Genomic DNA, 19,084 nt, shown 5'->3' on the forward strand with positions numbered 1-19,084 from the left:
TTTTCTATATGCCTATCCTACTTCTCTAACTTTAGCACATCATTATTCCACAAAATGTTCTGATCATCCAATCCGGTCAATGACGGGTGTATTTGTCAAAAACAGTAATAACAGGCAGGACATTTCCCTCTTTATCAAAGAAGCCCCTGGTACCCCATCGGCCAACAGCAGGCTCCCACCAAAAAATGCCTTTGCCTCTGTTATCAGGCGTGTTCAGGACAATTCGGTTAACCTCCTCCAGGAACTCTTTTTGTCCTTCCGGGGACTCTTCGAAGGGTGGCGCCTTTTCATTATACTCCGCCGGTGCCCAATTATATGCTACCTCTACTAAAATGATATCCTTTTTATATTCAGTAGCCATAAAATGCATGTTTTCCTTCAAATCAAGTAATGAACCATGCCACCAGGGGTAATACGACTGACCGATTATATCGTACCGGATATTATACGTATGAAATGTGTCGTACCAGTTTTTGGTAAACTCTTTATTTCCCCCTCTGTCAATATGGACCATTAATCGTGGACATGGCTGGTCACCACAACTTGCCAAAACACCGTTGATGCCGGCCTGCATGAGTTGGGCAAAGTTGTCCCAGTTATCGGGTAATTTGCCATGAGGCCACAAAAAGCCATTGCTGATTTCATTTCCAACCTGTACCATATCAGGATATACTGCTGAATCCCTGAATGCGATCATTGTTTCCAGTGTATACCGGTAAACCTCATCTACGAGTTGCTCATAAGACAAGCTGTCCCATGCCGCAGGTAGATATTGCTTGGCGGGATCAGCCCACGTATCAGAGTAGTGAAAATCCAACAAAAATTTGTAGCCCATTTGTTTGGCTTCCTTAGCCAATGCTATGGTGTACTCCAGATCGTTTGGAAGCCTGTCCGGTGAATGAAACAAACGCAGACGTATCCACTTATACCCGTGTTCTTTGAAAATTTCAAGGCCGGGTTTGGTTACTCCATTTTCTTTAAATTCAGAACCATTGTCTTCTGACATTTTTAAAAATGAAAGGTCTGCGCCAATCGCATAATCCTGGGCCTGGGTCGGAAGAAGCCCCGTCATTAAGATTAAAACGATGAATAAGTAGTGTTTATATTTCATTTTAAACGAGGTTATTAATTGATATTTTAATGCCATTCTAGTTAAGCATATTTTCATACCTCCTCTCCCTTGTCGGACACCCCTTCACCCTTCCGCCAGTTGGCGGAGGACAAAAAGGAGCTTAACTAAATGGCATTGGAAGATTATTTGTCATTTTAAAATCAAGTTGGATTTTCGTTAAACAATTGATGGAAAATTGTTGCTCCCTGATTTCTAAAGATTAGTGCCTAATGGCACCAATAATCAATAGAGACAATCAGGTGGAAATCAACTATTTGTTCTGCATTTTAATGTAGTTTATTTCTGCAACTTAACATCAGTTGGCCCAGGCTTTACCTTCGGGAGTAAGTCTCCATTTGAAATAGGCATCCAGGACTTTCATCGATTTCTCATCCGGAACAGGCCCCACATGAGGGTCTGCATCTAAATACATTACTTCAGGATTCGCATCACTGAATGGCGGCCATTCCGGTACCCCTTCTCCATTTGGGTCGCCATATTTGGCAAAGTTGGTCCAATAGGTACCCATGGTTTCAGAAAGATCCAGATCTGATTGGGTGAGACCGTCAGGCTTTAGGGTGTCCAGCGTCATAAAGGCATAAGCGACCTCCTGTCCGTGAGGTGATCCCATACCATGCTTTGGAGAATCTTCGGGGTAATCGGGATGCTGGTCAAAATAGTAATAGAAAACATTGGACTTTCCCGTTTGAGATTGCAAACGTGCCCAAATCCAGGTTTGCCATCCAAAAGCCGCATCGCGGTTTAAATCACGGGCTGTTTTGGGTATACGCTCTTTTCCTACGGGATAAACAGATAACAATGTATCTGCAAACTTTCCATAACGTTTTTGAACTCCCGCGACGAATTCCTCAGGTGATTTAGTCCAGGTAAAACTGGCCCCTTCGTCTGAATTGTATCCGATCATCACAGGAACGTCGTTGTAATCTCCATTTTCGTATAAACTGTGCTGAACATCGGGGATGACATAGCCGTCAACAATAGGCCATCCACCTCCCATGCCAAACCCCATTGGCAAACTATCCGGTGGTAGCTTTCGCAATTCTGTAATAGAAGAAGACCCTGTTTTTTGAACGTATGCTTCCCCATCGGCTTCAGCCTGTTGAAGTGTTTTCATGTTTTCTCCTGGGTAGGTGGTTGGACGCGTAGGGCCAAACGATCCACCGCTTTGAGAGATAGCTCCCTGAAATAACCCCCTGGCCAAAGGTGATGCACACAACATGCTCACAGATATTCCGCCAGCTGATTCACCAAAAATGGTCACCTTGTCGGGATCACCGCCAAAAGCAGCTATGTTTTTCTGCACCCACTGAAGACCTGCGATCTGATCGAGCAAACCATAGTTCCCTGACACTTTATTCGGATTTTCCGCACTTAATTCAGGATGGGCCAAAAAACCAAGCTGACCAACGCGGTATGCTACCGTAACCACTACAACTCCTTTTTTTGCGAGTTTTACGCCACTGCAAACAGGATCTGCTGTCGTCCCGACAGAAAACCCACCTCCATAGATCCAGACCATCACCGGCAGCTTTTCCTGATCCGATTTTGCCGGTGTCCAAACATTCAGATATAAGCAATCTTCGCTTTTGCCGGATCGTGGATTACCTGCCTGATAGGGTGAAGGAGCATATTCTGTAGCCTGTTTTACTCCCTCCCATTTTTCAGCAGGAAGCGGGGCCTTCCAGCGTAAGTCGCCTACAGGTGGTTTCGCAAAAGGAACACCCTTGAAAACACGCAAACCATTTTCTACTGTACCCTGTAAAATTCCCTCTTCAACGTCAACTTGAGCCGGATGCTTTGTTGAACAGGAGCATATAAATACCGATACAACTATTACAAATAATAGATTTCCTCGTTTCATCGTATTCTTCTTAATTTTAATTTGTTTGGCTACTACAGCGTCGACAGAAAATCCGTCAATACTTCCACGGTACGCTCTAATTCGTCATGATGCAGATTGTGCCCGGCGCCATCTATGTGTACGAGTTGGCCTTTTTGCATCACACTGACTGCCTCCTCGTGGACTATGCGCTGCTCGGGCGAGGCGTCAGCTTTGAGGATAAGTGCGGGTACGGGAATCTTCGCCAATGATTCGCCGGTTCTCATCGTTCCCGACATGGACTGCCATGTTTCATCTGAATAAGCGCCGTGATATTGTTTTTTGGAGAGCGCCCAGTACTGGCAATCCACCGAATCCCACTTAGGAGTGTTTCGGTGACAGGTCGCTACCAGGTCATCGAAGCTGTAGTTGTTCTGCGCTACCAGCGTTTCGGGAGTTCCACGCATACTCACAGAAAGGCGGTCCGGTTTTGTGTTTTGCTTCGTTCTACTTCCTTCACCATTTTTCTCTTCTTTACGCTCGTCGGCATCACGTCTGCGAGGAGGCCTTGGTCCCAGACCGGGATCCAGCATAATGATGGCTTGTGCCAGTTCCGGATACTCCGCTCCTATCCGCATCACCGTAGCAGCACCCATAGAATGCCCCATCAGGATAGGCTTCTCAAAGTTCATCGCATCCACAAATTCTACCACGTCTTTCACCAGGGTGTTGCCATCATCCGAAGGGGTGAATGGGTCAGACAGGCCATGCCCCCGGGCATCGACCATGTATATGTCGTATGCGTCCTGTAGCTCCCAGGTGAGCGTGGTCCAGCTAAGTCCGATATCCGTAACTCCATGGACCATTACAATAACTGGTTTTTCCGGTGCCGGAACGGCATGGTAATAGTGTATGCGAATTCCGTTTGCGTAGACATAACCATCTGACCAACCATTGGGAATGCCAGGCGGCTGAGCATCAACTTCCATTGCCGACAGGATAAGCAAAGCCATCATCAGCAAACAGGTATGAATTTTTCTTCTCGTTTTCATAGAATTTTACTTTAACAATTTTTGCCCTAAAGAACGTTACGTCAAATATATAGTCTTTGCTTCAATTCATTAGTACCGGCTTTCGCACGTTTTAAACCGCTCCTTCTTATACTGACCTACTTAAAATTAAGTATTGATTATCAGATAGTTAGTCAACAATATGAAACTTCCTGGAATAAGGCTCTTTACCCAGTTCTATTCGCATAATGTAAATTCCGGTTGCCAGGTTTGTACAAGGAATTTCAATAGTCTTGTTATCTAAATCCCGAATCGATTTTACCAGGGTGCCGTCCAGTCTGTAAATGCTGATAGCATCAAGGTTTTCAGATGATGATTCGACCTGTATGACATGCTGCACGGGCACCGGATAAATTTTAAGGCTGTTATAAGCTTCATCCTCAACCACCAGGATAGATACGCCCGGCTGATCAATACACTCTGCTGAAGCTTCTGCTTTAGCCTCATCACCCAGAGATCTAATGCTCAAATAGTCGATATTAGGTAGCCCTTCTGCTACAGTAGCTGTAAGCGATACAGGCGCAACACCCGCCTCAGTCGCAGAATAATTTACCGATGAAAAATCCCAGCTACTCCAGGATCCTGTAGACGGAAAAGGAACCGTACCAATAGGTTCTCCTCTTACTGTTACTTCGCCCGGACGTGTTGAGGCGCCAGCATAACGAAATTGGATACTGTACTCGCCTGGTTCAATAAAGTTTACTGTCCAGTTAACCGTAATTTCACTTTCATTGTCAGTGTTAATAAACCCCTCTCCGGTATAATCCGCGTGATTGGCATCTATGGTTCCTGCATTATCACTAATGCCACAATATCCATCAGCATTCTCCTGGAAAATAGAAACTATACCAATCTCAATTGTAACCTCTTCGGAATCAACAACATATCCATTATTATCTGTAGCCGAAGCATAAATGCTGTAATTTCCTACACCTGGGTTTGTCAACTCATAGGAGTACGGTTCTTCTGTTAGTTCAATGACAGGCTTATCATTTACGTAAAAAGTTACTTTCGTTATTGTTCCGGTCGAATGGGACGCATTGGCTGTAATCGTAATATTCTGATCTTTTGTAAATGTTTCTCCTGCAGCAGGCTCATCAAGGGATATCTGCATCAAAGTAGCAGGATCCGTATGTTTAATCCCCTGAAAAGCATCCATTGCCAATGTTGGCTGCTGTGTTTCAGGATCCCATGCCCCCATCTCGTACCAGCCACCATAATATTGAGGTTCCCAGTAAAAATTGCCTGTGCCTCCTTCATCTATCAGGGCTTTCATTAATTCTACTAAATAATTGTTGGCAACATATGGTTCATGCCAATAATGTCCGGATTCAACCACCATCACTTCTTTGTTATACCTGGATTTCATATCGTTCAGGTTGGAAATAACACGTGAGATCAATGTCGGCCCGTCTAAATTTGACCAACGGGGGTATGCAGACATACCAATGATATCATATTTTGCCCCATTACTATTTAATCCGTCATGCATCCACCTGTACAGACTATTATCATGTCCATTATCCAGATGGTTAACAACCATAATGCTACTGTCGATAGCCTTCACCGCATCATAACCTTTATTAATCAACTGCGTGAAATTACTAAAACCATTATCTGTGTGTCCATCAGGCCATAGCATGCCCCTTCTGGTTTCGTTGCCTACTTGTACCCAAGCGGGGATAATCCCCGTTTTCTTAAGGGTATCCAGGATTTCATAGGTATGATTGTAAACATCATCCAAGAGCTCTTCAAACGTATGATCTTCCCATGCCGCCGGTTTATATTGTTTGCCGGGATCAGCCCAGGAATCGCTGTAATGAAAGTTTATCATGACCTTCAAGCCCAGATCGTTAGCCCTTTTGGACAAATAAACAACATCGTCCTTTCCATGCCATCCGCCCTCCGGATCTACCCATATCCTGAAGCGTAGTGCGTTGATCCCCTGCTCTTTTAAGATGACCATACCGTCTTTTTGAACACCTGAATCATCTCTGAATATGTTTCCCATATCTTCCATTATGGACAGCCAACTGGCATCGGCACCAAAAGCAAATTCAGTCTCTGCCTGCCTGTCAAAAATGGTATCTGCTAATATTTGCGCATATAAGGATTTTGCACTGATAATTACCAATAAAGTGCATATTAAAATTTTACTATTCATATTTCTTGTGGGTTACGCGCTATTTTTCCTGATTCCAGGTCCATAGTCGTTTTTATCATTCATTCCAACCTCACACTTTCGATGGCGACTGCCTGTTTCTCTTTCCTTTCTTTCTCCGCCAGGCCAGGCCCAATGGAAATCTGCAGGGTTTCTATATCGGAAATATCAAATGTTCCCCCTTCAGCCCGATCAAAGTAGTAGGGTAAAAAGGTAGGGTACGGTCTTGGCAGGGTTACCAGCTTTGTTTCTTTCAGTTCATTGAGAGACAACCGGCATTCACCTCGCTCCCGACCCAGTCGGATATTTCCTCCATAGGCAAGGCCATCTTTCGTGATCAATGAGACCTGAACCGTAGCATCTCCGTCCTTCAGTGACCTTCCCGTCACCACGAGGTACTCGGCTTTATTAAGGTCTTCTTTTCTCTCGTTTAACTTATCCTTGAAGCAATACCTCATCGAATAGTTGTAAACCGGATCTGCACCTGGATTTTCAGGATCTGCACGAAACAATTCACCTACAACCAATCGAAGTTCACCCTGGCCCGGACCAGCCAGCGGGACTAAAGCAGAAGCAGGCTGCCACCGTCTGGATACCTTCTCATTATCCGCCAGGGCATTGTACAGGTAAAGTGGAGATGAGACGCGTAAAACCTTCACTGAGTAAGGCTTCCCATCAAAATCCCAGTCTGATGGCGTACCTGGTACTGCGGATGGATAGGTTACAGTGCCTTCTTTTTCTTCAACTATGATATGGTAACTCAAAAATCCTTCTTTCACTATCTCCAAAGGAAGCTCAGCTACATACTCATAGCCGTGGCCTTTTTTCATTTCGTAGGTCACCGGACGCCAGCCTTTATAGGCCAGTACCTTCACAGAGCCTGGAGCTTCTTTTGTAACCACCTTTGCTTTTACTACATAAGGCTGACCGGCATTTACATAGTCCGCCGACTTATGCAGGACATAAGACTCTTCCAGATTGGATTCAGGAGCAAAATATTCATTCAGCTTAATATTTCTCCATGACTCACTCCCTGTAAGCTTTGTCTTTACTCCATATTTTACCAAAAGGTAAGTACCGGGTCGAATAGAAAATGACGCTTCATTCACCTCAGGTTTCCAGGTATTGCCGTCATTCACAGGTTTTATGGTAAAGTTTTTACCCAGATCATCAAGGTTAACAGTCATAGCTCTGGTATTCCTGGCAATCACGGTGAGTTTTCTCTTTAGACTATTTTCCCCGTACGGATCCTTCACGACCTGTGCATCTGGCAATACTTCCAACCTCCATACTCCTTTCTCAATTTTATCCAGAAAATATGCTCCCTGTCCATCGTACATCACAACCGGCGAATTCCCATAGCCTGCTATTTCCACCAGCTTTTTCTCATTAACAGGCCTAGTAGAAGTATGATTGGTATAAATGAATTTGCTGTCAGCATTTAATTCAGCCAGATCCTCCTCATAGGAAACCCTGAATGCGTCAAAACGTGTATTTTGAGGAAACTTTCCATAATCTTTATACAATGGAACGTTATGAAACACCTCGCTGGAAATCTTGAGGCTCAAAGCTTTTTGCGGCGTGTACACAAGGTTCATGTAGTGTGTATTATACTCCGTATTTGCGTAAGCCAGGTAAGTAGGATCGTAAGCAAAATGCGTAGCCCACTGGATGCCTGCAGTACGGAAACTTCTTGCCATAGCGGGGTAGATATATGACCTGCCTATATCAGCCGCATCAAATTCATAGACGATTTTTGCTCCTTTGGCAAATTGAGGGTTCTTAGCAAACGGAATTTTGTAGTCGTCTACGTTCGGCAGGAAATTCCCCTGAAGCTCACTCTGGGACGTTAAGCCGGTAGGGTACCATTGGAAAGTACCGCCCTGAATGCCGGCATTAAAATAAGTGTCAACCAGATGAATGCTGTGACTGATATTATAGAAAATCGGTTTCTCGCAACCTGTACTTCTCATGGCGCTTACCATTTTTTTAATGTATCGCGTGACAGAATCGGGCTCCTGCCGATGGTGTGGCTCGTTGCTCACCTCAAAGGCTACAATATCAGGATCGTCCTTATAGGCAAGTCCGGTATACGGATTTACATGGTTGAGAAACCGGGCCAGGTACTTTTCCTGGGCTTTAATGGCGTCTTCATTGGTCAGGCAGGCTCCCTTTCCATATTTCCTGGAAAAACCGGGCGTTTCCTCATCCGGCTCTGGCCAGCCATTGCCCCAGAATGCGATAGGTGTTAAAATGAACTTCATTCCACGCTCTTTCATCTTACTCAGCATATAATCAAAAAGTTTGAGGTGCTCATTCTCAAGAAGGTTGCCCAAAGTGTCACTGATCTCCGTATCCCACACATGTATCCGGTAGGCATCAAAACCTAGTCGGGCAAAATGGTAGACATCATTTTTGATAGCCTGCTCAAGGTCCACATTGAGTTTTTTGGCTGAACGATATGCATGTGCAAAAGGGACCGAATAGTTGACACCAAAACCCTGTACCTCGGCATTTGTGTTTTCCCATCGCATCACGCCTTTCGCATCAACAGTTACAAGCTGAGCATGCCCCCTGAAAAAGCCAGCAAGCATGACTGACACCATGATCAGTTGAAAATATTTCATTTTCATCTTGTCCCTAGTAAAGTGTTGGTACCATTGACTGTTTTAATGGTGATCGTTCCTTCCTTCAGGCCTGGAGAAGTAGCAATGATCGTTATCGTATCAGCCTGTTCTCCTGCCTGGAGGATCATCTGGCATTTGCCGTTGAAGAGTGATCGTTTGCATGCCTTATCTGCCTCGTGCGAGCTGGGATCGCCGTTCCCCACACCAATGATGTCTGCATCTCCTTCCAATGCAAAGGTGACCATATTATTCGCTGTTGGAACCTCCCGGCCTTCTTTATCAAGAGCCACTACATTGACGACTGTAGCATCTTTACCATCTGCAGTGATGATCTTACGATCGGGTATTAGTTTTACCTCATGGGGATCACCGGTTGTTTCAACCACTTTCTCAAATGTTCGGTTACCTTTTTTGGCTACAGCTCTTAGTGAACCGGGCTGATAGGTTACGTTCCATTTCAAATGGCTATTGCGCGGCATGGTTTTTTTGCCAAGGCTTTCACCATTTAAAAAAAGCTCAACCTCATCGGCATTGGTGTTCACCCATACATCCATTTCTTCTCCCTCTTTTCCTCCCCAGTTCCAGTGCGGGGAAATATGAAGTACATCCTTATCCGTCCACCACGATTGGTAATAGTAATAGATGTTTTTCGGAAATCCGCACATATCCAGTATCCCGAAGTGGGAGTTAATATTGGGCCAGCGAAATGGGGTAGGTTCTCCCCGGTAATCAAAGCCAGTCCAGATAAAGCCACCCATCAACCAATCATTTTCCGCAGCAATCGGCCACCAATCTTCGGCCAAAGAAGCCCACCAGGGATGAGTGAGATCCTGATCAGGAACGTAGCCCCTGACACTGTCCTTTTCATAGATCCCACGTGTGGTAACTGTACTTCCCATCTCCGTACCTACTACCGGCTGATCGGGATGATCATTGTGGTAAGGCACCATCCCGAACTCACGATAGTTGAATCCACGGATTGGTATCACTGTATTGATCCCTGTATACTCATTTGCCATGTCAGCAGCATAGGTACTGGTCCTTGTTGGATCAAGCTCCATTTGCTTAGCCATCATGGTGAGCGCCAGCCGCTGACCTACGCTATTCTTTTGAACCCAGCCTTCTTCATTACCTATACACCACATAAAGATGGAAGGGTGGTTACGGTCTCTTTTGATCAGGCGTTCAAACTGCTGCATGTGTTCCGGACTGGTGTTGAGTAAGCGAGTCTCATCCATGACCAACATACCCAGGCTATCGCAAGCTTCCAGCAACTCAGGTGTTGGTGGGTTATGGCTGGCACGATAGGCATTTACACCAAGCTCTTTAAGTTTTTTGATCCTGTAGTACTGCAGGTAATCCGGCAAAGCACTTCCTACTCCCGCATGGTCCTGGTGGCAGTTTACTCCCTGGATCTTTATAGGATCACCATTCAGCAAAACACCTCTTTTTGGATCTACCTCAACAGTCCGAACCCCAAACCGCTCATTGACCTGATCAACAGTGCCATCTGCTGATTCTACAACAACCGTCAGTCGGTACAAGTAAGGATCATCTAATGTCCATAATCGAGGGTCTTCAATGGTTATTTTTTGGACAGCTTTCTTCTTTTCATTCAGGCCAAATTGCAGACTTTTAGGTGCAGTCCTACCCAGCTCCTTACCATTCCGGTCAGATACATAGGCATACACATTGCCCTCGGTAGTCTCTAAAGTTTCATTATGGATAAGTGATTCAACATTGATCGTGGCTTTATCATCTTCAACTCTGGAATGAACAAAAACGCCACCTTCCTTAGCCAGGTGAAGGTTTGGGTATTTTTCCAGCCAAACATGCCGGTAGATGCCTGCTCCCTCGTAAAACCAGCCTTCATATTGAGTGGCATCCACTCGCACAACCAGGGTATTTTCCCCTCCGAAATTGGCATAGTTGGTGATGTCATAGGTCACTCCCATATAACCACTCTCGTTATTTCCCAGGTAAAACCCATTTACCCAGACCATGGCATCCCGGAAGATCCCGTCAAAAGTGACGGCAATATGCCTGCCAGAATCAGTTTCAGCGAGTTCAAAGTCCTTTCGGTACCAACCGATACTGGTTTCAGGAAACAAACCTCCAACGGGCTTATACCCATGAGCCATCACATCAAAGTTATCCACCTTCACAAAAGGCAGCTCTACGGCCCAATCATGAGGGATATCAAGCTTTCGCCAGGTGCTGTCATTAAAATCTGATTTGATGGGGGTATTACCGGTCTTCCCGCTTTTGGAAAAGATATTAGCTATTTTGAAATTAAAATCTCTGGATGGATCACCAGCATGACCGAAATGGAAGGCCCAATCCTTATCTAAAGAAATATGTTCCCGTGACCCTTCCTGAGCACATGCCCAGAAAGGTGTCAGCAGGAGAAGTATGAAGTAAAGTGTAATGTTTTTATAGTTGTTATTCATTTCAATCATATTCATATGTCATAAAATCGAACCCCTGGTGTGCATTTCCCTCGAAATCAAACAAGGTGCAGTTTTCCCATGAAGAGCCGGTTCCCCACAGGTCATTTAAGTCAGAAGTGATCCATGCCGGCTCCCAGTATACAATACCTATCCCTCCACCATCTTTCAGCTCCTGAGTGATATCCTTCATCATTTGAAGTTGCCCTTCATGTGTAAAGGGATAGCCAGAGACAGGGGTCTGATTTCCGAAAATATTCCCATAATCATCATTTCCCTCTGCAGTCCAGGGATATGCTGCCTCAAGGATCATAATGTCTTTCTCATACTTATCCTTGAAGTTTTTGACATTTTCAGCCAGTTCGGAAATGGGAATATCATCATGCCAGATAGGATAGTATGAAACCCCTATTATATCAAAATCTTTCACCAGATCACCGGCCATTACATTATCAAAGAACCACTGAACATTTACAGGGTCGGCCACATGAAGAATGATTTTTGTTGCTACGTCGGACGACGCTTCCACATCACGAACGGCCTGAATGGCGCTGTTAATTACACCTCTCAAATAACTCCAGTTGCCATCACACCCGTTGGGGGCAGGAAATTCGTCGGATGCGGCTCCATGGTACAACATGCCGCAATTCGTTTCATTCCCGAGTTGGACAAATTCGGGCATCAATCCTTTGCCGTTCAGATAGTCCAACACACTGAATGTATAGTTGTATATTGAATCTTTCAAAACCTCTATATCTTTAATGTCCGTCCACGCAGCGGGGATTTCCTGGTGGCCGGGATCGGCCCACACATCCGAATAGTGAAAGTCGAGCAGGATGGCCATTTGCTGGGCTTTGGAAGCCTCAATTGCTCTTTCTACGTCAAAGAGGTCGTTATAAAACTGATTGCCTGGCGGATCATACACTTCTTTTGTCCACTGCGGATTGTGCCACAATCGCAGGCGTACGATGTTCGTCCCCCGGTCGTGGAATATCCTGTACGGATCTCTCTCCTCTCCCTCATCTCTATATACGCCATTGTGATCGAGTATCTGGTTGACGTAAGACAGGTCGGCCCCAAAATAGAAGGCGCTGTCCTCATTTGTCGTTTCTTCTTCCTTTTCTTCCTCCTCCGACGGATTTGGATCAGTCTGTTTATTGCATCCTGAGGTAAGTATGATGATAGAAAAGATGACAAGACTAATTATTCGGAAATACAATTTCATTCAAACCCTTCCAAAACTGATTAACTGTGACTTTTTAAAACAAAAGAAAAGGCGGCCTTAAAGCAAGGCCGCCTCATGTGTGTTAATTATTCAAGTTCTACTACTAAATTATAAAGATCAACCCGAACCGTATACGTTCCATCAGTTCCTGTAAACACCAAATTGCTATCTCCACCTCCATCATCTTCAAAATTAGCATCAACAGATCCTTCGGAGAAAGCATTGTAGCCCCATTGCTCTCCAGTCCAATCCCAGGCAGCTGGATCGTTGTTGGCCCAGAAGCGGAATGTTTCTCCGTTGGTCAAGTCGACGGTGGCTTCATATTTTCCACCTTCCATCCAGGTAAGTGAAACAGCCTGGGAAGGGTCCCATCCTTGACCACCTCCTAAAATGTGCAGAGTTGGTGCATCGACTGGCTCCATCACGATGGTCTTATCAGCCAGTGAGACGGTAATTTTGTAAACTCCTGCTTCTCCTACAAAAGAGAAGTTGGAATCGCCTCCACCTCCATCTTCCAGTTCCGAATCAATACTACCATCGGCAAAGAAATTGTAGCCATACTGATCAGCGGTCCAGTCCGCTTCAGCAAAGAACCTGAACGAACCAGGCTGAAATGTTCCAATGGCCTCAAATTTATTACTCCCCAAGCTATTTAAACTTAATGCCTGAGCGAGATCCCATTCTCCTACATATCCGTCTCCTACAATGAAGAGCGATTGCGAAGGTTCAGCCGTTTCTTCCAGGGTAATGGAAGCATCGTCTACCGACACAGTCATAATAAACCAGCCGGTTTCGCCAGTATACAGGATATTTGACAGCTCATCTCCCGAATTCATCAGGCGGGCGTCTACTTCACTTCCCTCAAAAAAGGTCCAATCCAATTTACCGGCGTTCCATTCTTTGGCATCAAAAATCCGGAATTTAGTATTCTTTTCCAGCATCACTACTCCTTGATACTCGGTGCCCCCCTCGGCTGTAGCAGCCAGTTCAGGCACCAGATCAAATTCTACAACGGAAGGTGTTACCAGAAACATTTCTGATGGTGGTGGCGGAGGACCCAGAGGTTCGAGTGTGATTGTCTGAGTATTAAAGTTAACTATCACTTTATACTCAGCAGTAATACCGACAAACTTGAAGTTTGAATCACCGTCTCCGGCATCAGTAAACTCCTCAGGGATAGATCCTGTTGCAAAAGTGTCGAAGCCCCATTGTTCGGCTTCCCAATCCGGCTCAGCGAAGAATCTAAAATTACCATTTGATGATAGCCTAACTATTCCCTCATAAATACCAGGCGCATAACTATATAAAGTATCTGGATTTCCTATATCCCAACCTTGGCCATCCCCAACCACATAGCGGGAAGGGTAAGTAAGTAAGTAAGGCGTCAGGGTAACAGCAATAGGTTCAGAGAGAGATGGATCAGTCAAAAAATCAACCCATGCTCTCACTCTGATCTCCACATCTGCACTTTCTTCCGGCTTTACTCCCAGGCTTATCATAGCTGCATTGACTTCTGCTACCAGTACAGCATAAGATGTAATATCCTCTTTGGTAACGATACCTACAGCCGTCCGAAATTCTTCTCCTGCATATGCTAATTCAATCGTGTACTTCACCGGACCCGTAGTACCAAAGTCTACGGCTGACCAAGACAGATTCACAAATACTGAAGAATCATTTTCCTGGTCCAGAGTGATCTCACTAGCAGTAATATCATGGCTCAATTCGCCAAAGGCAGGCGCTTCACCTCCATCTGGTCCTTCAGGCTCGTCTACTGTACATGCAGTAAAGACGATCAAGCCAAACATGACCAATAGTATATTATTTATCCAATTTTTCATTTTCTTAAAGTTTTGTTGATAGACATCACAGCTCAGAATGAAGAGCTGTCTTTCCATTCTTCTTTCCTAGTAACCAGGATTTTGAGCAACTATACCACCTTCTCCGCCACCTTCGAGAATAATATCATTTGGAATCGGAAAAAGTACATTGTGCGATTCAGCTAATTCTTCTCCTCTTTCCTGGGCATATTCTATGAATTTGCCATGTCTGATCAGGTCCTGTCTTCTCACACCTTCGGCATACAACTCCCGGCCTCTTTCTTCCAGCAATGCATCGCGAAACTGATCCTGTGACATCCCGGCAGTAAAGTTGCCTAATCCTGCACGTTCCCTCACCTGACCTACCAGTTCATAAGCCTCACTCGTAGGGCCACCATTTATTTCATTGATTATTTCGGCTAGTGACAATAACACATCTGCATATCTGTAAATAACCCAATCAGCAGCATATTCAGGACCAGGTCCACTTATACCCACGTACTTCAGTGGGATTGGCCCCTCAAACCCTGAATCTCTGTTAACTTCATCTCCATTAGCATTGGTGTAGCTTGCTATAATAGTGCTTCTTCTTTCATCACTTGGATCAAACGTGTCGTAAAACTCCCAGGGCATTCTAAAAGAATACCATCCTGGACCCCGGTTAATAATGGAGGATTCTGCAAAATTCCCAGGGAACAAATGCTGAGGGTACCAGTTTCTGGCACCTGCAGCTATCTGGCAGTCAATGGCATAGATAATCTCATTGTTTCTTTCCTGTGTAAAAACATCCTCATAATTATCCATCAGGGAATAACCCATACTCATGATCTCCCGGGCTACCGTCTCGGCATCATCCCATTGCTTTGTATGCATATAAAACTTTAGCAATAGCATTCTTACCAGTCCCTTTGAGCCTCTGCCCCAGTTATCTGCATCACCATTATATCGATCATCAAGAACAGGAAGAGCTTCTGTCAGATCTTTCTCGATCTGAGCTAAATACGCTTCTTCTGTAGGACGGGGAGTTACTTCGGAATCTGTCAGCGTCTCAGGGTCCCACTTGGCATTAACCGGTCCATAAAAATCATACAAAATATACATCATCCATCCTCGCAACATCTTAGCCTGGGCGATGTACTCATTTTTGATAGCCTCTGGTACTCCAGTGGATGCCTCCATATTTTGGATAGTAGAGGTAGCCCGGGCCACAAACCGGATCTTGGCGTATACACCGTCATTCCCAAAAGTAGAAGCCCCCCAGTTAAACTGGTTAAGATCATTTACCCAGGTAAGCTCCATTTCATCCGTAATTGCTTCTCCACGTATAAAATATGAAGCCACATTGGCATTGTACAGATTGTTATACCAGGATCCGTTTCCCACGTCAGTTTGCCCCCAGTCCGTTCCAAAAGGAGCGTATAAACTGATTACTGCGGCATTAAAATCAGATTCACTTTGGAAAAAGTTATCCGGAGTAATATCGGAGTAAACCTTAGTCTCTAAAGCGTCTTCACACGCTGAGAACGTCATCACAAGAATAATAACCAAGATTGAACTTGCAATTATTCCTTTTAGTCTTTTATTGATTAGTAAATTCATCATTTCTTTCGTTTAAAATCCAACATTTACACCTACTGTGGTTGAAACTGCCTGAGGATAAGGGTTGGTCTCGCTAAACTCAGGATCAAAACCTTCAAATTTTGTAAAAGTGGCAAGGTTTTGGGCATCCACGAATATCCTCACCGAACGAATAAATGAATTATTCAATATATTGTTGGAAAGCGAATAACCAAGTGTAATATTTCTCAGGCGTACAAAATCCGCTCTTTGTAAGGAGAAATCGTGTCTTCCAGATGGGTTGTTCCCACCATAAGGATCATTTGCTATTCCTGGTAAGGTTCCATCAGGATTATCTGCCGTCCAAACGTCACGAACATCGATAGGCACATTCTGCATGTTTTGAATTGACAAACGTCCGCCAGGAACATTTGGATCATAGCCTCTTCCAATTGAATTTGTGGATGCCATATTTCCTAAAAAGGCATTGAAAAATACATTTAAATCGAAATTCTTGTATCGAAAAGTATTAGCCAATCCAATATTCCATGTAGGATCCCACTGACCTAATAGAACCACATCATCAGCATTTAATTCCCCGTCACCATTTTGATCTACATATCGAATTTTGCCTGGATTAGCATCTGGCATATGATCGGGAATATCTTCAGCGCTCTGTATGATGCCATCAGTTTCCCATCCATAGATTGCAGTTAAAGGGTCATTCTCTTTTACCCATTGTGGCAGTTCTGTAGCCAAATTTCTCTCTACCCAGTAACTCTGATAAGTCGTTCCTGTCAATGTAGTTGTCCAGGTAAGGGGTGCTTCAATGTTAACTGTATTTAATGTGAACTCAACTCCCTGGCTCCTAGTTGAACCAATATTCGCTCTTTTCCTGGTAATTTCATTACTTGAAGGAAGTCGATCCCAGTCGAGCAGATCTTTTGCTGTTCTTTGATACACTTCAGCGGTCGCGGATATTCTCCCCTCAAAAAATTCAACATCCAACCCTAAATTGATCGTCTCGTTTGTTTCCCAACTTAAGTTGGGGTTGCTGAGCTGAGTCTGCGCCACTCCTGGTATAACACCACTGCCAATCGGAAAACTGAAAGCTGGACGATACAGAGCAAGCCAACTCCCGGTATTGATTGGATTACCGGTCTGACCTATACCTGCCCGTAGTTTTAAATTAGAAATTATGGCAGCGCCACTCATAAATTCTTCCTCACTAATCCTCCAGGCTGCTGAAAGCCCAGGAAAAAAGCCTGCCTTCTTATTTGCTGCAAATTGTGAATCTCCATCATATCTACCTGTCAGTGTTACAATATACCTATCCTGATAGTTTAAATTAACTCGGGAAAACAATGACTGCCTGACTCTTTCGGACTTCCATGAACCGAAGGAGCTAAGTTCCTTGGCTTCCGCCGCACCAATATTGTCATCCTCAAAGGCATCTGTAAAAAAATTGACTGCCTCTACATTGAAGCCCGATGAGGTAGTTTTATAGAGTCCTGCACCTGCGACTACATTCATGTTAAGACCTCCAATTTTCTTATCAAATGTTAGGTAAGCCTCAGAGCTATAGTTTGCCGTGTTGGCATTGCTTTTCTGAGCTGATCCATTTGGATACTGTGCATTTTCTGCTGCTTTCGGAAGATAAAATCCACGTTGTGAATTCTGTTGGTCTAAACCACCTACCAAACTCAACTTCAGACTCTCCAGGATTTTTACCTCCACCTTAGGAGCCACGAAGAGTCGTGAAGTGGTCAGTTCATCATCCATGATAAGAAAGGCAGCCGGATTCATAATCAATGGATCAAAAGACTTTGTGAATGTGCCATCTTCCTCATATATTTCCTTAGTAGGAGAAAATGAGTATGCAGCCTGTAACATGTTGTATTTTTCCACTCCTCCAGAGTTATTACCTGTCGAAACATTCGTACTATTGATCTGACTGGCTGTCATATTAACCCCCAAATTAATCCGATCACCCAGCTTTTGGTCTACATTTAACCGGCCGGTATATCTCTGGAAATCTGAGTTCTCCAGAACCGCCTTATTGTCATAGTAATTAAAGGCGGTATAAATTTTGGTGTTTTGGTTTCCTCCTGAGATTGAAACATTGTGCTCATGGATTTGGCCATTCCGCATCAACAGGTCAAGCCAATCTGTTCCTTCTCCTACATTTTGAATATCAAAAGTTGAAAAAGTAGGGTTGAATGGCGACACAGATGAAGGATCTGCCGTGCCATAAGGCGCTAACTCATTAGCAAACAGGTATTGGTCATGGGCTAGTCTGTTATGCTGCTGCATAAATTCCTTGGGCCCGAATAACTCAATATATTCCCTTGGATCCTGGTGGGTATAGCTACCTCGATATTCGATGCGCATAGGACCTTCATCACCCCTTTTAGTAGTAATTAATACTACTCCATTGGCTGCAGATGCTCCGTATATAGCAGTTGCGCTGGCATCTTTCAATATGTCAATGGATTCAATATCTGAAGGGTTAATAGTATTTAATGGGTTTCTGTCTACCCCACCGTCAAATCCTAGTTGCCCGTCGGAAAGTCCGGGTTCCGGTTGACCATTATTAAATAATGGAACTCCATCAATCACATACAAAGGAGCATTATTTCCTTGTTGAGAAATGGCTCCTCGAATATTGATATTCATTCCACCTCCAGGTTGCGCGCTCCTTTGCGTGATATTCAATCCGGGCGCTCGTCCTTGCAATAAGTGGTTGATTGAGGTATTGGCCACTTGCGGAAGTTCCTTGGTTTTAACCGAGGAAACAGCACCGGAAATATCCTCCCTTCGCATGGTTCCGTAGCCCATGACAACTACTTCCTCCAACTCTGAGATATCAACCTCCAGGGTGACATCAATGACCGAGCGATTGTTTACCGGCACTTCTTGAGAGATATGCCCAATGAAACTGTACACGAGTGTGGCACCATCAGATACTTCCAGGGAATACTCCCCGTTTACATCCGTAATGGTTCCGTTACTTGTACCTTTTTCCAGGATACTGACACCTGGTAAATTCTCATCACCCTCCGAAGAGGTCACTGTTCCGGTAACTCTTTGCTGCGCACTTAGTGCAACAGAGCTAAAGATACCAAAAATGATTAGTAAAAAGTTCTTCTTCATAGATCCACATTTTTGTTGTTGAATTAGTATTGACGAATGTAGGATATCCGCTTTTCGGAGGGCAGCAACTATC

General features: G+C 44.4%; 10 protein-coding genes. All 10 read right to left on the bottom strand.

The features are described from left to right. Window positions 1–76: 76 nt before the first annotated feature. Window positions 77–1,111, bottom strand: a complete 1,035-nt coding sequence (locus tag AC3E9V_RS22605) for a glycoside hydrolase family 53 protein (protein WP_488750442.1) — start codon at window positions 1,109–1,111, stop codon at window positions 77–79. Window positions 1,112–1,427: 316 nt separating this feature from the next. Next, complete coding sequence (locus tag AC3E9V_RS22610; protein WP_488750443.1) at window positions 1,428–2,993, bottom strand: carboxylesterase/lipase family protein; 1,566 nt, start codon at window positions 2,991–2,993, stop codon at window positions 1,428–1,430. A 32-nt stretch (window positions 2,994–3,025) separates the two neighbouring features. Continuing rightward, window positions 3,026–4,003 (bottom strand): alpha/beta fold hydrolase, encoded by a 978-nt coding sequence (locus AC3E9V_RS22615; RefSeq protein ID WP_488750444.1) that lies wholly within the window; start codon window positions 4,001–4,003, stop codon window positions 3,026–3,028. A gap of 148 nt (window positions 4,004–4,151) precedes the next feature. Then, window positions 4,152–6,185, bottom strand: coding sequence for a glycosyl hydrolase 53 family protein (locus AC3E9V_RS22620; RefSeq protein WP_488750445.1), 2,034 nt, complete (start codon window positions 6,183–6,185; stop codon window positions 4,152–4,154). A 59-nt stretch (window positions 6,186–6,244) separates the two neighbouring features. Continuing rightward, entirely contained in the window at window positions 6,245–8,809 is a 2,565-nt protein-coding gene (locus tag AC3E9V_RS22625) for a cellulase family glycosylhydrolase (RefSeq protein WP_488750446.1), read from the bottom strand. Window positions 8,810–8,811: 2 nt separating this feature from the next. After that, entirely contained in the window at window positions 8,812–11,259 is a 2,448-nt protein-coding gene (gene galA / locus AC3E9V_RS22630; RefSeq protein ID WP_488750447.1) for a beta-galactosidase GalA, read from the bottom strand. A gap of 1 nt (window position 11,260) precedes the next feature. Continuing rightward, window positions 11,261–12,481, bottom strand: coding sequence for a glycoside hydrolase family 53 protein (locus tag AC3E9V_RS22635; protein ID WP_488750448.1), 1,221 nt, complete (start codon window positions 12,479–12,481; stop codon window positions 11,261–11,263). 86 nt (window positions 12,482–12,567) lie between these two features. Continuing rightward, complete coding sequence (locus AC3E9V_RS22640; RefSeq protein ID WP_488750449.1) at window positions 12,568–14,322, bottom strand: SusE domain-containing protein; 1,755 nt, start codon at window positions 14,320–14,322, stop codon at window positions 12,568–12,570. Window positions 14,323–14,388: 66 nt separating this feature from the next. After that, complete coding sequence (locus AC3E9V_RS22645; RefSeq protein WP_488750450.1) at window positions 14,389–15,903, bottom strand: RagB/SusD family nutrient uptake outer membrane protein; 1,515 nt, start codon at window positions 15,901–15,903, stop codon at window positions 14,389–14,391. A gap of 9 nt (window positions 15,904–15,912) precedes the next feature. Beyond that, window positions 15,913–19,011: a SusC/RagA family TonB-linked outer membrane protein gene (locus AC3E9V_RS22650; protein WP_488750451.1), complete on the bottom strand. Its 3,099-nt coding sequence runs from the start codon at window positions 19,009–19,011 to the stop codon at window positions 15,913–15,915. Window positions 19,012–19,084 lie beyond the last annotated feature (73 nt).

Source organism: Marinoscillum sp. HNIBRBA16962 (assembly GCF_057801515.1).